Annotated in this window: 12 protein-coding genes; 7 read left to right on the top strand and 5 right to left on the bottom strand. The window is 67.6% G+C overall.

From position 1 onward, the window contains the following. Positions 1 to 68: 68 nt before the first annotated feature. Complete coding sequence (locus CA236_RS05670; RefSeq protein WP_125944893.1) at positions 69 to 500, top strand: PaaI family thioesterase; 432 nt, start codon at positions 69 to 71, stop codon at positions 498 to 500. Positions 501 to 536: 36 nt separating this feature from the next. On the opposite strand, the gene CA236_RS05665 is transcribed toward CA236_RS05670, so the two are convergent. The 3 genes from CA236_RS05665 to CA236_RS05655 all read right to left on the bottom strand — a co-directional run bounded on the left by CA236_RS05665 (position 537) and on the right by CA236_RS05655 (position 3,829). Beyond that, complete coding sequence (locus CA236_RS05665) at positions 537 to 1,316, bottom strand: SDR family NAD(P)-dependent oxidoreductase (RefSeq protein WP_046411700.1); 780 nt, start codon at positions 1,314 to 1,316, stop codon at positions 537 to 539. A 95-nt stretch (positions 1,317 to 1,411) separates the two neighbouring features. Beyond that, the gene (locus tag CA236_RS05660; RefSeq protein ID WP_125944892.1) at positions 1,412 to 2,845 is read right to left on the bottom strand and encodes a glucoamylase family protein; all 1,434 of its coding nucleotides are present in this window, start codon (positions 2,843 to 2,845) and stop codon (positions 1,412 to 1,414) included. After that, the gene (locus tag CA236_RS05655; protein WP_125944891.1) at positions 2,846 to 3,829 is read right to left on the bottom strand and encodes a LacI family DNA-binding transcriptional regulator; all 984 of its coding nucleotides are present in this window, start codon (positions 3,827 to 3,829) and stop codon (positions 2,846 to 2,848) included. Positions 3,830 to 3,974: 145 nt separating this feature from the next. On the opposite strand from CA236_RS05655, the gene CA236_RS05650 reads away from it, so the two are divergent. Then, the gene (locus CA236_RS05650; RefSeq protein WP_125944890.1) at positions 3,975 to 6,254 is read left to right on the top strand and encodes a glycoside hydrolase family 3 N-terminal domain-containing protein; all 2,280 of its coding nucleotides are present in this window, start codon (positions 3,975 to 3,977) and stop codon (positions 6,252 to 6,254) included. 63 nt (positions 6,255 to 6,317) lie between these two features. On the opposite strand, the gene CA236_RS05645 is transcribed toward CA236_RS05650, so the two are convergent. Next, positions 6,318 to 7,517: a cation:proton antiporter gene (locus CA236_RS05645; protein ID WP_125944889.1), complete on the bottom strand. Its 1,200-nt coding sequence runs from the start codon at positions 7,515 to 7,517 to the stop codon at positions 6,318 to 6,320. A gap of 75 nt (positions 7,518 to 7,592) precedes the next feature. Then, positions 7,593 to 8,474 carry a phosphoserine phosphatase SerB gene (gene serB, locus CA236_RS05640; RefSeq protein WP_125944888.1) on the bottom strand — a complete coding sequence of 294 codons (882 nt, stop codon included), beginning with the start codon at positions 8,472 to 8,474 and terminating at the stop codon, positions 7,593 to 7,595. Between serB and miaA the strand changes: the two genes are divergently transcribed. The 5 genes from miaA to CA236_RS05615 all read left to right on the top strand — a co-directional run. Then, complete coding sequence (miaA, locus tag CA236_RS05635; protein WP_241212535.1) at positions 8,467 to 9,393, top strand: tRNA (adenosine(37)-N6)-dimethylallyltransferase MiaA; 927 nt, start codon at positions 8,467 to 8,469, stop codon at positions 9,391 to 9,393. The genes serB and miaA overlap by 8 nt on opposite strands. Before the next feature lie 74 nt (positions 9,394 to 9,467). Further along, the gene (locus CA236_RS05630) at positions 9,468 to 11,213 is read left to right on the top strand and encodes an acetolactate synthase 3 large subunit (protein ID WP_125944887.1); all 1,746 of its coding nucleotides are present in this window, start codon (positions 9,468 to 9,470) and stop codon (positions 11,211 to 11,213) included. An 86-nt stretch (positions 11,214 to 11,299) separates the two neighbouring features. After that, entirely contained in the window at positions 11,300 to 11,815 is a 516-nt protein-coding gene (ilvN, locus tag CA236_RS05625; RefSeq protein WP_046410393.1) for an acetolactate synthase small subunit, read from the top strand. Between the two features lie 85 nt (positions 11,816 to 11,900). Further along, entirely contained in the window at positions 11,901 to 12,920 is a 1,020-nt protein-coding gene (gene ilvC, locus CA236_RS05620; RefSeq protein WP_125944886.1) for a ketol-acid reductoisomerase, read from the top strand. Between the two features lie 77 nt (positions 12,921 to 12,997). Then, the coding region (locus CA236_RS05615) for a hypothetical protein (protein WP_206430515.1) at positions 12,998 to 13,265 on the top strand (268 nt) is incomplete at its 3' end.

Here is a 13,265-nt window from a genome sequence, read left to right as displayed (position 1 = left end):
GCTTGCGTCCGGCCGCATCGCTCGACACGGTGGGCGAAGACACAAGAACGAGCAGGAGAGCGAGGCGCATGGCTGATCAGGATCCATCGATCCACGAATTGAGCCGCACTTTGGGGCTGGTGCGGGTGGTCGAGATGAACCCCGAAGGCCGCGCGACGCTGGAATATCAGGCGGGCACGCACATGTGCCATTCGGGCGGTGTCGTGCAGGGCGGGTTCGTCACCGGATGGATCGATGCGGCGATGGCGCACGCCGCGATCGCTATGGGCGGACCGGAGGTGTCGCCGATGACGCTGGAACTGAAAGTCAGTTTCTTCGCCCCTGCACGCCCCGGCCTGGTCGTGGCCGAAGGCTGGGTCGAGCGGCGCGGGCGCAGCACCTGCTTCTTCGAAGGGCGGCTGACGGATGCCAGCGGCAAGGTGCTCGCCAAGGCCAGTTCGACCCTGATGCTTGCCTCGCGCGAGCGGGTGGAGCAGGCGGCGAAGAAGGCGGTCGGCTGACCCGCCCTCCCCGCCGCCGCCCCGTCGGCGCGGCGCTCAGGCGTTGCGCGCCATCAGGCCGCCATCGACTGGAATGATCGCCCCGGTGACGAAGCTGGCCGCGGGCGCGCACAGGCTGGCGGTCATGAACGCCACTTCCTCGGGCAGGCCATAGCGGCGCAGCGCGGTGCGGCGGGCGGCATAGACCTGCTTCGCCTCGTCGGGGATGCCCTGCGTCATGCCCGTCTCGATCGGGCCGGGGCAGATGCAATTGACCGTGATGCCGGACTTGCCCAGCTCCACCGCCAGGCTACGCGTCAAGCCGATGACGCCGGCCTTGGCGGCGGAATAGGCGCTGAACCCCGCCGTCGCGCCCAGCCCCTCGGTCGAGGCGATGTTGACGATGCGCGGGTTCGCCGCCTTGCGCAGGTGCGGCAGCGCCGCGCGGATCATCCGCTGCTGCGCGGTCAGCAGAATGGCGAGGTGCCGGTCCCATTGCGCCTCATAATCGGGGTCGTCGATCGACAGGTTGGCGGAGATGCCCGCATTGTTGACGATGATGGAGAGGTCGCCAAAGGCGGCTGCGCTTTCCTCCACCACGCGGGAGATCGCGGCTGGATCCGCCACGTCGCATGACCAGGGCTGCGCCGACAGCCCCTCCGCCACAATCTCGTCAGCGACCGCCTTGGCATTGTCGAGCGTCACGTCGGTGACCGCCACCTTTGCGCCCGCACGCGCGAGCAGGACGGCGGTGGCGCGCCCCATGCCGCTGCCGGCGCCGGTCACGATTGCCCCTGCCCCGTCGAGCCGCGCGGTTACCGCTGGTATAGCCCGCATCATCCTTCTCCCCTGCCGTTATTGGAATGGTCGTTGCCGAATCGCTTTTGCGACAGCGTTACGGGAAATGGCGGAGCGGTTGAACGTCGCTGCGGCTACTTCAGCCATCCGCCGGTGAACCCGGCGCGCTGGAGCCCGCGCCGAAGCACGGGCGACTTGCGCATCACCTTCCAGACGAATTCGTCGCGGTAATTGCCGGCCTGGATGATGACCGGCGCCTGCCCCAGCGCCAGATAGTCGCGCGCCATCCAGCCGTTTTCGGCGCTGACGTTGCCGGTCGTGACCTTTTGGTCGGTGTAGCGGAAGCTGCGATTGTACCCGCCGAGCAGGCCATATTCGCGGTAAAGCCCCGGCACCGCCGTCAGCGCGCGTGCGGCGGGGATCACGATTTCCGACGCAAACGGCAGGCTGCCGAGCGCCGCGGTCGCCGCGATCGTCCCGTCGTCGCGCTCGCCGGGCTGATCGAGCGGACCGCGGGGGCCATAGCCGTAGAAGGTGCGCTTCTCGCCCTTGAACGGCAGGCTGAACGCGCCCGGCCCCTCGCTTTCGGCAATGCCCCACAGGTCGGCGGAATAGCCGTCCCATTTCATCGGGTTGCTGATGCAATACGCGCGGTTGGCGTAGGTCGCGCGGCGGCTGTTCTCATGATAATCGAACCCCGCGCCGCGCATCACCGTGTCGCGGATGCCGCGGAAGTCGATCCACATATGGCTGTGCTGATGGCCGGTCAGCGGACCATAGGCGAGATGGCGGGTTTCGCCCTCGCCGCGCCAGTAGCGCACGTACGGCGCGCACCATGCCTCCCACGCACCATCCTCCGCCGGGTGCCGGCCTGAACCCAGCGACAGCAGCACCGCCGCCATGCCATTGCCATAGCCGTCGACGCCTTCCTTGCCGAAGCCGCTTTCGGGCCGCCACGCGCGTGCAATCGCGGTGCCGCCATTCTGCATCCACAGCCATTCGGCCCGATCCGCGATGTCGACGCCGAGCCGCCGGATTTCCTGCTCCTCCGGCGTGTCGCCGGTCCACCAGCCGGCGGCGAACAGCATCCCCATGTTGAGCAAGGCGTGGTCGACGCTGGAAATCTCCGCCTTGCCGCGCCGCGTGCCGGTCTTCATGTCGAGCGTGCGATAGAAGAAGCCGCGGTTGCCGCTCATCCCCTCGGCATCGTCACCTTGAGGCGCGCTGTCGAAAAAGCGCAGCGTCGCCAGCGTCAGGTCCCGCGCCAGGTCTCGCTTGATCCAGCCGCGCGCGACCGCGATCGGCCAGATCGTCAGCGCGCAGCCGACCGCCGCGATGCTCCCCGCGCTGGGCGATGGCCAGCGTTCGGGCACCAGCCCGTTCAGCGGGTTCACCGTGTCGCGGAAATAGCGAAAGGTGCGATATTCGATCTCGGCATAGAAATCCGGCAGCGGCAGCGCGGGCGCCGCGGCGCCGATGCTGAGCGGTACCGCCGGATCCTTGCACCCCGCCACCATCCCCGCGAGCCCGAAAGACGCGTTCGCGAGAAACAGGCGACGATCAAGCATTCACGACTCCGTTACCGTGGTGGCCCGCACGACCAGCTCGGGGGTGATCCATTCATCGGCTGCGCCCGTGTCGCAACCCTCCAGCGCATAGATCAGCCGCGCCGCCGCGCGCGCACCGACTGCGGTCATGTGCACGCGAATGGTGGTGAGCGACAGATAGCCTGCAAGCGGCACGTCGTCGAAGCCGCACACGGCGACATCCTGCGGCACCGCGCGGCCGGTCTGGTGCAGCGCCCGAAGCACACCCACGGCCATCAGGTCATTGCCCGCAAAAACGGCGTCAAAGGCGACCCCGTCATCGTGCAGACGCGCGATCGCGGCCTCGCCCGACGGTTCGGTGAAATCGCCGGGAACGACAACAAGATCGATGTCCTTTGGCAAAGCGGCACGGAAACCGTCCAACCGCTCCTGCGCGTCGGTGTTCCCATCAGGCCCGGTGATATGCACGATCCGTTTGCGGCCGAGCGCCGCGAGATGCCGCGCCATCGCCTCTGCGCCGGCCCGATTGTCGATCCGCAGGCTTACCCCATCGTGTGCGCGCGGCGTGTTGATCATCACCGTCGGCAGCGTGGGCGGCAGAAGATCCTCGATCGCGACCGAGCCGGCATAGGGCGCCATCACGACGAGACCATCGACCCGCCCGTGCATCGTGCGCAGCGCCTTGGTCGCATGATCGTGATCGGCATGGATGTTGGACAGCAGCAGATGGTAGCCGCGCGCGCTCGCCTCGCGATCAAGCCCGCGGACCAGTTCGGAGAAAAACTCGCCATGAAGATCGGGCAGGACGACGCCGATCGCATGGGTCCGCGCCAGGCTCAGGCTGCGGGCGCCGGCATGCGGGACATAGCCAAGCTCCTTCGCCGCGGCGAGGACACGGGCGCGCGTGTCCGGGTGGACATTGGCGAGGTTGTTCAGCGCGCGCGACACCGACGCCACCGATACTTCGGCCCGCCGCGCGACGTCGCGGATCGTGGCTCCGGCCATTGCTCGCCCCCTCAAACTTGCAACCTGATGGCCGTGCCGTCTACGTAACCGGTTACAAAGGCGTCAACGGCAATCCACGTCCGAGCGCAATTGTGAACGTTCTCATTTTGACCACGTGCTGCTTTGCGCGGTGAAGGGGAGGAAAATGGTCGATCATCGGGTGTCGCGGCGCGCCGCATTGGGCGGAGCGGGTGCAATCATGGCATGGGCGGCAAGCCCGGCGCGCGCATTGCTGCAATCCCCCAACCTGACGATTCCGGCAGCGGTCGACGCATTGCTGCCGCGCATGACGATCGAGGAAAAGGCCGGACAGCTCGACCTGATGGTCGCTGCCTGGGCGGGCGGGATCGCCACCGCGCTGAACCCGCCGTCGACCGGTACCACCACGTTCGAAACGCAGCTGGCGGATGCCGTTGCGGGAAAGATCACCGGCGTCTTCAACGGCAATGGCGCGCGGATGGCGCAGCGCATGCAGCGCGCGGTGATGCGCGAATCGCGGCTGAAGATCCCGCTGATCTTCGCCGCCGACATCATCCACGGCTATCGCACCATCTTCCCCGTGCCGCTGGCCGAGGCGGCGAGCTTCGATCCCGCACTTGCCGAACAGACCGCCCGGATCGCCGCGGTGGAGGCGACCGCGGCCGGGCTCGACTGGACCTTCTGCCCGATGGTCGACATTTCGCGCGACCAGCGATGGGGCCGCACGATGGAGGGGGCGGGCGAGGACGTCCGGCTCGGCATGCTGTTCGCCGCGGCGCGGGTGAAGGGCTTCCAGGGACGGGATCTCACCGCGCAGGACGCGATGATGGCGTGCGTCAAGCATTTCGCCGCTTATGGCGCGGCGGAAGGCGGGCTCGACTATAATACGGTCGACGTGTCCGAACGCACGCTGCGCGAGGTGTACCTGCCGCCGTACAAGGCCGGGTTCGATGCCGGCGCGCTGAGCGCCATGGCCTCCTTCAACGAGATTTCGGGCGTGCCGGCGCATGGCAATCCGTGGCTGCTCGACACGCTGCTGCGCCAGGAATGGGGCTTCGAAGGGATCGTCGTCGGGGATTACACCGGCGACGAGGAGATGATCGCGCACGGCTTTGCCAAGGATTCGCGCGACGCGGCGCGGATCGCGTTCATGGCCGGCGTCGACATGTCGATGCAGAGCAACAATTACGCCCGCTTCCTCCCCGGTCTGGTGCGGGACGGACTGGTCCCGATGGAGCGGCTGGACCAGGCGGTGCGCCGGGTGCTGGCGGTGAAGCATCGGCTGGGCCTGTTCGACGATCCGTTCCGCCGCATCGACGCGAAGCGCGAACAGGCACGCACGCGCACCAGAAGCCACCTCGCCCTCGCGCGTGACGCGGCGCGCAAGTCGATCGTGCTGCTGAAGAACGAGGGCAGTCTGCTGCCCCTCCCCCGCACCGGCCAGAAGGTCGCGATCATCGGCCCGTTTGCGGACGACAAGCATGACCTGAACGGCCCCTGGGTGATCTATGGCGACAATGCCCAGTCGATCGACCTGGCACAGGGTGTGCGCGAGGTGATTGGCGCGTCCAACGTCACCGTGACAGCCGGGTCGAAGGTGGACGAGCCGCTGCCCGGCGGGATCGAGGCCGCGGTCGCCGCCGCCAATGCCGCCGACGTCGTGCTGCTCGCGATCGGCGAGGCGGAGAATATGTCGGGCGAGGCACAGTCGCGGACCGACATCGTCGTCCCCGCGGCGCAGCAGGCACTGGCCGAGGCGGTGGCGAAAACCGGCAAGCCCGTCGTCGTCCTGCTGAAGAACGGCCGCGCGCTGGCGCTGCAGGGTGCGGTGAAGGATGCGCCGGCGATCCTCGTCACCTGGTTCCTAGGCTCCGAAAGCGGCCGGGCGATCGCCGACGTGCTGTTCGGCGCCTATAGCCCGTCGGGCCGCCTGCCGGTCAGCTTCCCGCATGAATCCGGGCAGCAGCCTTATTATTACGATCACAAGCCGACCGGTCGACCGGGCGGTGACGCCGTTGCGCCCTATCGCGCGACCTACCGCACCGCGCCAAACACCGCGCTTTATCCGTTCGGCCACGGGCTCACCTATGGCGACATCACCTATTCGGGGCTGAACCTGCCCGCGACGATGGCGGGCAACGGTGCGCTGACTGTCTCCGCCACGATCACCAACAAGGGCCAGCGTAGCGCCGAAGAAGTGGTGCAGCTCTATATCCGCGATCGCATCGGCAGCACGACGCGCCCGGTTCGCCAGCTGAAGGCATTTCGCAAAATCGCGCTCGCCCCCGGCGCCAGCGAGGTCGTGACCTTCACGCTGCGGCGGCCGGATCTGGAGTTCATCGGCGTCGACCTGAAACCGACGGTCGAGCCCGGCACCTTTGACCTGTGGATCGCGCCGTCCGCGCAGGCAGAGGGCGTGCACGGGCAGTTCGAGCTGCTCGCCTGACCCCATCCGCCAGCTACCACCCGCCAGCCACCGCCCGTGGGCGATGGCTGGCACGACCGGCGATCAGCCGGCGGGCGGCCTGATCCCCATGCGCCGCAGCCGCGGCGCGACCATTGGCGTCGTCAGCATCGTGCTCAGCACCGCCATCAGCAGCAGCGCGGTGAACGTCTCCGCGCTGATGATCGCGCGGTCGAGCAGGATGTTGGCGAAGATGATCATGATCAGCGCCTTGGTCTGCAGCAGCCACCCGATCAGTCCCGCCTCCCCGCGCGGCCATTTCAGGATCCGCCCGGCAAGCTGAACCCCGGCCAGCTTCCCGGCAACGGACGCCGCCAGCAGCACCAGCGCGCCGCCCAGCACCGCAACCCCGCCCGTCGACCAGTCCGTCCGCAGCCCGGTGGAGAGGAAGAAGACCGGCATCACCGCCAGCAGCAGCGTCGCACGAAACTGGTCCATCCGCGCCTGATCGAACCAGCGCGCGTCGATGATCGCCCCGGCCAGAAACGCACCGACCATATAATGCAGCCCGGCCCAATCGGCGGCGAGCCCGCAGGCGGCCAGCCAGATCAGGCTGGCGTACCAGCGATCGGGCTCCGCCAGCCGCCGCATCACCATCCTGACCAGCGTCGCGGCGACCGGAAACAGCAGCAGGAAACCCGCCTGCCGCCCGACCCGCTCCCAATCGAGCAGGATCAGCGCCAGCACGCCCCAGATCGCGATATCATCGAGGCTGGCATAGCGCAGGATGCGCTGGCCGAGCGGGTGGCGAAGCACCGCCATCTTCTCCAGCAGCAGCACCAGGATCGGCAGCGCAGTGACGGCGCAGGCCATGCCGATGCCCAGCACCACCTGCCATCGTGCGCCCTCCGCGCCGGCCCAGCCGTCACGCCAGCCAAGCAGCAGCAGCGCCGCGCCGCAACCGATCGCCAGCGGCACGAACAGCGCGCAGGACGCGGTAACCAGCGTCTCGCGGCGATGCTGCCAGGCCGCGCCAAGGTCCAGCTCGACACCGGCGACGAAGACGAACAGCATCACCGCCCACCAGGCGATGCCGTTCAGCGCGGTGATGACCTCAGGGTTGAACACGCTGGCATGCCAGGCGGGGAAAAGCGCGCCGAGGATCCCGGGCCCGAGCAGGACGCCGCCGATGATCTGCACCACCACCAGCGGCGCGTAATAATCGGTGCGGGCGACCCGCCACAGCAGATAGGGCGCGCTGAAGACGATCAGCATCGCCACCAGGAACAGTTCGGTCGTCGTCATCACCCGCCCCCCAGGGAAGGCCGCGCTATCGAACCGGCCGTGTTATTCCGCAAGGGCGCACAGTGGCTTGGCCGATCAGGCAGTGATCCAGTCGCGCCGGCGGATGCCCTGCGCCCAGAGCAACGCGGTCAGATCATTATGGTCGATCCGCGCCGCCGCCGCCGCCGCGACGATCGGCTTGGCGCGATAGGCGACGCCCAGCCCGGCGATCCCGATCATGGCGAGGTCATTGGCCCCATCGCCGACCGCCAGGGTCGCCGCCTCGGGAAGGTCCATCGCGGCGCGCGCCTCGCGCAGCGTGCGTTCCTTGGTACCGGAATCGACGATCGGCGTCGCCACCTTGCCGGTCAGCGCGCCCTCCGCGACGAGCAGCTTGTTGGCGATCACGCGGTCGAATCCGATCTCGGCGCCGACCGGCTCGGCAAAGGCGGTGAACCCACCCGACACCAGGATTGTCTTCGCGCCGCGTGCGCGCATCGTGCGCACCAGCGCGACCGCGCCGGGCATCAGCCGCACGCGTTCCGCGCGGCAGCGGTCGATCGCGCCCGCATCCAGCCCGCGCAGCAGCGCCACCCGCGCGTCCAGCGCCGCGGCGAAATCCAGCTCGCCGCGCATTGCCGCCTCTGTAATCTCGGCAATCTGCGGTTTCAGCCCGGCGTAATCCGCGAGCTCGTCGATGCATTCGACGGTGATCATGGTCGAATCCATGTCCGCGACCAGCAGCCGCTTCTCGCGACCCGCCGCAGGCTGAACGACGACATCGACGCCGTCAGCTGCACCCTCCAGCGCGGTGCGTGCGGCGGCCGGGTCGGCGGTGATCGCAATGTCCGCCGCGTCACCCTCGTCCAGCCATTCGGGCGTCCCCGGCGCGCATCCGGCGTCCGTCAGGCGCGCGACGGCGTCCGTGAGGGTCTGGGGCGACAGGCGCCCTGCTGCTATCAGCGTTGCGGTGAACAAACGGCACTCCCTTCCGACGCTGGCGCTCATTGCAGGGCCGACGGCCAGCGGCAAGTCATCGCTGGCGCTCGCGCTCGCCGAACGCACCGGCGGCGTCATCATCAACGCCGATGCGAGCCAGGTGTATCGCGACCTGTCGATCATCACCGCGCGCCCCTCACCGGAGGACGAGCGCCGCGCCGAGCATCGCCTCTACGGCTATGTTGACGGCGCGGAGGGGTGGTCGGCGGTCCGCTGGGCGCAGGATGCGCGCGCGGTGATCGCGGAGGCGCATGGCAGCGGCCGCCTGCCGATCCTGACAGGCGGCACGGGGCTCTACATTCGCACGCTGCTCGACGGCATCGCGCCCGTACCGGAGATTGATCCTGCGATCCGGGAGGAGATCCGCGCGATGCCCGTGGCGATCGCCTATGGCGAGCTGCAATCACGCGATCCCGCCGCGGCCGACCGGCTCGCGCCCGGCGACACGGCGCGCATCGCCCGCGCGCTGGAGGTGGTGCGCTCGACCGGTCGACCGCTGGCCGGGTGGCAGGCCGCGCGCAGCGGCGGGATCGGCGACGCCGTCACGCTCGCCCCGCTGATCGTGCTGCCCGATCGCGACCTGCTCAACCAGCGGATCGACGCCCGGCTGAGCGCGATGTTCGATGGCGGCGCGGTAGAGGAGGTTGCGGCGCTGCTCGCCCGCAGCGACGTCGATCCCGGCGCGCCTGTCCGCCGGGCGATCGGGGTGGAGGACATTGCAGCGATGCTAGCCGGTGACCTGTCGCGCGATGAAGCGAAGGCGCGGATCGCGCTCGCCACCCGCCGCTACGCCAAGCGGCAATATACCTGGTTTAGGCACCAGCCGCCGGCGGACTGGCCACGCATAAACAACAGCGATACGATCAATCTGGAATATTATTTCAAGACGGAGCCTTGACGCGCAACTTTTGCGACCGTAGCGCCGCCCGACCCATCCAGCCGGGTGCGTAGAGTAGAGAAAGGAATTTCAACGTGACTGAGAAAAGCGGAGCAGACATCCTGGTCGAGGCGCTGTGCGATCTCGGCGTGGAGGTCATCTTCGGCTATCCTGGCGGCGCGGTCCTACCGATTTACGACGCCCTTTTCCGGTCCAAGCGAATTCGTCACATTCTTGTACGCCACGAGCAGGCGGCGACCCATGCGGCGGAGGGCTATGCCCGTTCCACCGGCAAGCCGGGCGTGGTGCTGGTCACCTCGGGCCCGGGCGCGACCAATGCCGTCACCGGCATCACCGATGCGCTGCTGGATTCGATCCCGATGGTGGTCATCACCGGCCAGGTGCCGACGGCCCTGATCGGCTCGGACGCCTTCCAGGAGGCGGATACCGTCGGCATCACGCGCCACTGCACCAAGCACAATTATCTGGTGAAGGACCCCGCGCGCCTGGGCGAGGTAATCCACGAGGCGTTCCATATCGCCACGTCCGGCCGCCCCGGCCCGGTGGTGGTCGACATCCCCAAGGACGTGCAGGTCGCGACCGCCAGCTATACGAAGCCCGGCCCGATCCAGCACAAGACCTATCGTCCCGCGCTGAAGGCGACGCGGAGCGAGATCGAGCAGGTCGTCGACATGCTCGCCGCGGCCGAACGCCCGATCTTCTACACCGGCGGCGGCGTGATCAATGCGGGGCCGGCGGCGTCGCAGCTGCTGATCGAACTGGCCCGTGTCACCGGCGCGCCGGTCACCTCGACCCTGATGGGTCTGGGCGCCCTGCCCGCCACCTCGCCGCAATGGCTGGGGATGCTGGGCATGCACGGCACCTATGAAGCCAATATGGCGATGAACCAGGCCGATCTGATCGTGGCGATCGGCGCGCGCTTCGACGATCGCGTGACGGGGCGGCTCGACGCCTTTTCGCCCAACAGCCGCAAGGTCCACATCGATATCGACCGGTCCAGCATCAACAAGACGGTGCGCATCGACCTCGGCATCGTTGCCGATGCGGGCCATGCGATGGAGGACATGATCCGCGTGTGGAAGGGGCGCCAGCATCCCAAGCCTGACACTGCCGAATGGTGGCGGCGCATCTCGGGCTGGCGTGCGGTGCAATGCCTGAACTTCCCCAAGGATGATGCGGTCATCATGCCGCAGCGCGCGATCCGTTCGCTGTGGGAGGCGACCCATCAACGCGATCCGATCATCACCACCGAGGTCGGCCAGCACCAGATGTGGGCCGCGCAGCATTTCGGCTTTGAAAAGCCGAACAAGTGGCTGACGTCCGGCGGGCTCGGCACGATGGGCTATGGGCTTCCCGCGGCGATCGGTGCGCAGCTCGGCAACCCCAATGCGCTGGTCATCGATATCGCGGGCGAAGCCTCGATCCAGATGAACATCCAGGAACTGGCGACGGCAACGCAATATCGCCTGCCGGTGAAGGTCTTCATCCTCAACAATGAATATATGGGGATGGTCCGCCAGTGGCAGGAGCTCACCTATGAGAGCCGCTACGCCGAAAGCTATTCGGATTCGCTGCCCGATTTCGTGAAGCTGGCCGAGGCTTATGGCTGGAAGGGCATCCGTATCGAGCATCCCGACCAGCTGGATCAGGGGATCGCCGACATGCTCGCGCATGATGGCCCGGTGATGGTGGATTGCATGGTGGCGAAGCTCGCCAATTGCTTCCCCATGATCCCCAGCGGCGCCGCCCATACGGACATGATCCTGCAGGCGAACGAAGTGTCGGGAACGATGGACGACGAGGCCAAGGCGCTCGTCTGAGCGCCGGCCCGTCCGGCCGATCGAAGCCGTCCGACACTTTTCCTCCCCTAACCTCTCCTGCCCGCGGGAGAGGCGCGAGACCTACGATGCATATCAAATCCGAAACTGCGGAGCGCCATACGCTCGCCGTCATCGTCGACAACGAACCGGGCATCCTGGCGCGGATCGCCGGCCTCTTCACCGCACGCGGCTATAATATCGAAAGCCTGACGGTGAGCGAGATCACCGCCGACAAGGCGGTCAGTCGCATCACCATCGTCACCTCGGCCAGCAAGCCGATGCTGGAGCAGATCGTGGCGCAGCTCGACCGGCTGGTGCCGGTCCACAAGGTGCGCGATCTCACCGCCGAGGGCGCGCATGTCGAACGCGAGCTGGCGCTGGTGAAGGTACGCGGCGTGGGCGACCACCGGATCGAGGCGCTTCGCCTCGCCGACGTCTATCGCGCGCGCGTGGTCGATGCGACCACCTCCAGCTTCGTGTTCGAAGTGACCGGCGGGATCGAGAAGATCGACAAGTTCGTCGAGCTGATGAGCGAGGTCGGCCTGATCGAGGTCGCCCGCACCGGCATCGTCGCGATCGGCCGCGGCAACGAGGCCGCCTGACTTTTCACCAACCAACCGTTTCGCCCGGCCGCCCGCCGGGCCCCGGACCTGACGCCGGGACGCACGAGCAAAGGAGTATCTATAAATGCATGTCTATTACGATCGCGACGCTGACCTGAACCTGATCTCTTCCAAGAAGATCGCCATCGTCGGCTATGGCTCGCAGGGCCATGCCCATGCGCAGAACCTCCGCGACAGCGGGGTCAAGGACGTGGCGATCGCGCTCCGTGAAGGCTCCGCGACCGCGAAGAAGGTCGAGGCCGCCGGTTTCAAGGTGCTGTCGAACAAGGAAGCCGCCGGCTGGGCCGACATCCTCATGATCCTGGCGCCGGACGAGCATCAGGCGGCGATCTGGGAGAATGACCTGAAGGGCAATATGAAGCCCGGCAGCGCGCTCGCCTTCGCGCACGGCCTCAACATCCACTTCGGCCTGATCGAGGCACCCGCCGACATCGACGTCATCATGATCGCGCCAAAGGGCCCGGGCCACACGGTGCGCAGCGAATATGTGAAGGGCGGCGGCGTCCCCTGCCTCATCGCGATCCATCAGGACGCGAGCGGCAACGCGCATGACATCGCGCTCGCTTATGCCAGCGGCGTCGGCGGCGGCCGTTCGGGCATCATCGAGACGAACTTCAAGGAAGAGTGCGAGACCGACCTGTTCGGTGAGCAGGCCGTGCTGTGCGGCGGCATCACTCACCTGATCCAGGCCGGGTTCGAGACGCTGGTCGAGGCGGGCTACGCCCCCGAGATGGCCTATTTCGAGTGCCTCCACGAAACCAAGCTGATCGTCGACCTGCTGTATGAGGGCGGCATCGCGAACATGCGCTATTCGATCAGCAACACGGCCGAATATGGCGACATCACCACCGGCCCGCGGATCATCACCGACGAAACGAAGAAGGAAATGAAGCGAGTCCTCGCCGACATCCAGTCGGGCCGCTTCGTAAAGAACTTCGTCCTCGACAACCGCGCCGGCCAGCCCGAGCTGAAGGCCGCGCGCAAGGCGGCCGAAGCGCATCCGATCGAGAAGACCGGTGCCGAGCTGCGCGCGATGATGCCATGGATCCGCGCGAACAAGCTGGTCGACAAGGAAAAGAACTAAGCCTCACTGGCGGCCGGCGCTGATCGGCCGCCACATCTGCATTGTTCCCGCCGCCGCAACCGATTAGGCGGCGGGCGATGCGGGGAGCGTCCACCACTCATGCGACGTACCGCGCCCGGCCGACCTGGCGTGCGCGGCTCGTATCGTCAGGCCTCGCGCTGCTGCTGGTGGCGCTGCTGGTGCTGGTGCTGATCCGCATGGGCGCCTGGCCCGGCCGCCCGCCGGGCGAGGGCAGCATCCTGTCCACCTTCGACGTCAGCTCGCCCGGCCCCGCGCCGCAGGCGGCACAGCCGCGCGCGCAACAGCAACCAAAGGCGACGCCGCAACGAACGCCCACCCCGCCGG

Origin of the sequence: Sphingomonas sp. ABOLG (assembly GCF_003950435.1) — a bacterium.
In the GTDB taxonomy this organism is placed as follows: domain Bacteria; phylum Pseudomonadota; class Alphaproteobacteria; order Sphingomonadales; family Sphingomonadaceae; genus Sphingomonas; species Sphingomonas panaciterrae.
This window is presented reverse-complemented; position numbering and strand designations above follow the sequence as displayed.

Excerpts from the sequence above, each read along its gene's own strand:
- CA236_RS05670 (WP_125944893.1), top strand. The coding sequence starts at position 69 with ATGGCTGATCAGGATCCATCGATCCACGAATTGAGCCGCACTTTGGGG.
- CA236_RS05665 (WP_046411700.1), bottom strand. The coding sequence starts at position 1,316 with ATGCGGGCTATACCAGCGGTAACCGCGCGGCTCGACGGGGCAGGGGCA.
- CA236_RS05660 (WP_125944892.1), bottom strand. The coding sequence starts at position 2,845 with ATGCTTGATCGTCGCCTGTTTCTCGCGAACGCGTCTTTCGGGCTCGCG.
- CA236_RS05655 (WP_125944891.1), bottom strand. The coding sequence starts at position 3,829 with ATGGCCGGAGCCACGATCCGCGACGTCGCGCGGCGGGCCGAAGTATCG.
- CA236_RS05650 (WP_125944890.1), top strand. The coding sequence starts at position 3,975 with ATGGTCGATCATCGGGTGTCGCGGCGCGCCGCATTGGGCGGAGCGGGT.
- CA236_RS05645 (WP_125944889.1), bottom strand. The coding sequence starts at position 7,517 with ATGACGACGACCGAACTGTTCCTGGTGGCGATGCTGATCGTCTTCAGC.
- ilvN (WP_046410393.1), top strand. The coding sequence starts at position 11,300 with ATGCATATCAAATCCGAAACTGCGGAGCGCCATACGCTCGCCGTCATC.
- ilvC (WP_125944886.1), top strand. The coding sequence starts at position 11,901 with ATGCATGTCTATTACGATCGCGACGCTGACCTGAACCTGATCTCTTCC.